Below are 1,911 nucleotides of genomic sequence, written 5' to 3'. Positions count from 1 at the left end.
TGCTGTGGCATGGCGTTTTTGACGGTTTTGACGATGCCGTCGGCATCGAGGCCGGCCTCGGCATACATCTTCTCGGGCTTGTCGTGGTCCTGGAAGCTGTCGGGCAGGGTCATGGTGCGGACCCGGACGGTGCCCGCATCGAGCGCGCCCCTGGCCGACAGGAGATGCAGCACCATCGCCCCGAACCCGCCGGTCGAGCCCTCCTCGACGGTCACCAGAACCTCGTGCGTGCCGGCGAGATCGAGGATCAGATCCTCGTCGAGCGGCTTGGCAAAGCGCGCATCCGCCACCGTCACCGCGATCCCCGCCTTCTCCAGCTCGTCCGCCGCCTTCAGCGCCTCGCCCAGGCGCGTGCCGAGGGTGAGCAGCGCCACGCGGGCATTGGCAGGACGGCGGATCACCCGGCCGCGGCCGATGGCGAGCACCTCGCCCTGCTCCGGCATCTCGATGCCGACCCCCTCGCCGCGCGGGTAGCGCAGCGCAATCGGGCCGCTGTCATGCGCGTGGCAGGTCGCCACCATGTGCACGAGCTCAGCCTCGTCGGCCGCCGCCATCACCACGAAGTTCGGCAGGCAGCACAGATAGGCGAGGTCGAAGGCCCCCGCATGCGTGGCGCCGTCCGCACCCACGAGACCCGCCCGGTCCATGGCGAAGCGCACCGGCAGGTTCTGGATCGCCACGTCGTGCACGACCTGGTCGTAGCCGCGCTGCAGGAAGGTCGAGTAGATCGCCACGAACGGCTTATAGCCCTCGGTGGCCAGACCTGCCGCAAACGTCACCGCATGCTGCTCGGCGATGCCGACGTCGAAGGTCTTGTCGGGATGGGCCTTGCCGAACAGGTCGATGCCGGTGCCGCCGGGCATGGCCGCGGTGATCGCCACCACCTTCGGATCGGCATCGGCCGCCTTGATCAGGCTCTGGCCGAACACCGCCGTGTAGCTCGGGGCATTCGGCTTGGCCTTGGCCTGCACGCCGGAGACCACGTCGAACTTGACCACGCCGTGATACTTGTCGGCCGAGGCCTCGGCCGGGCCGTAGCCCTTGCCCTTCTGGGTGACGACGTGGAGCAGGATCGGGCCCTGGTCCGAGTCGCGCACGTTCTTGAGCACCGGCAGCAGGTGGTCGAGGTTGTGACCGTCGACCGGGCCCACATAGTAGAAGCCCATCTCCTCGAACATGGTGCCGCCGCCCACCACCAGCGAGCGGGCATACTCCTCCGCCCGCACGGCGCGCTCATAGAGCGACTTCGGCAGGAGCTTGCCGAGCTGCTTGGCCGTCTCGCGGATCGAGCGGTAGGCCTGGCCCGAGGCCAGACGGGCGAGATAGGCCGACATCGCGCCCACGGGAGGCGCAATCGACATCTCGTTGTCGTTGAGGATCACGATCAGGCGCGAGTGCAGCGCGCCGGCATTGTTCATGGCCTCGTAGGCCATGCCCGCCGACATCGAGCCGTCGCCGATCACCGCGATCATGTTGCGGCGCTTGCCGGGCTCCTCGCCCCGGGCCTTGCGCTCCGCCTCCGCGAGGTCGCGGCCCACCGCCATGCCGAGCGCGGCCGAGATCGAGGTCGAGGAATGCGCAGCCCCGAACGGGTCGTACTCGCTCTCCGAGCGCTTGGTGAAGCCGGACAGGCCGCCGCCCTGGCGCAGCGTGCGGATGCGGTCGCGCCGTCCGGTCAGGATCTTATGCGGGTAGCACTGGTGGCCGACGTCCCAGACGATGCGGTCGTCCGGCGTGTCGAAGACATGGTGAAGCGCCACCGTCAGCTCGACCACGCCGAGCCCCGAACCGAGATGCCCCCCCGTCACCGAGACCGCATCGATCATCTCCGCGCGCACCGCATCCGCAATCGCACGCAACTCGCCCTCCGGACGCTCGCGCAAACGGTCCGGCGTCGGAATGCCGTCGAGG

1 protein-coding gene is annotated in these 1,911 nt (G+C 69.1%); it reads right to left on the bottom strand.

The window, feature by feature from the left end; genetic code table 11:
* Positions 1 to 1,911, bottom strand: a 1,911-nt coding sequence (gene dxs, locus MGN01_RS23180; protein WP_244612322.1) for a 1-deoxy-D-xylulose-5-phosphate synthase, incomplete at both ends; no start/stop codon positions are given.

Origin of the sequence: Methylobacterium gnaphalii, from assembly GCF_007992215.1 — a bacterium.
Classification (GTDB): Bacteria; Pseudomonadota; Alphaproteobacteria; order Rhizobiales; family Beijerinckiaceae; genus Methylobacterium; species Methylobacterium gnaphalii.
Note: the sequence above shows the minus strand (reverse complement) of the source record. Positions and strands in the feature narration are given on the sequence as shown.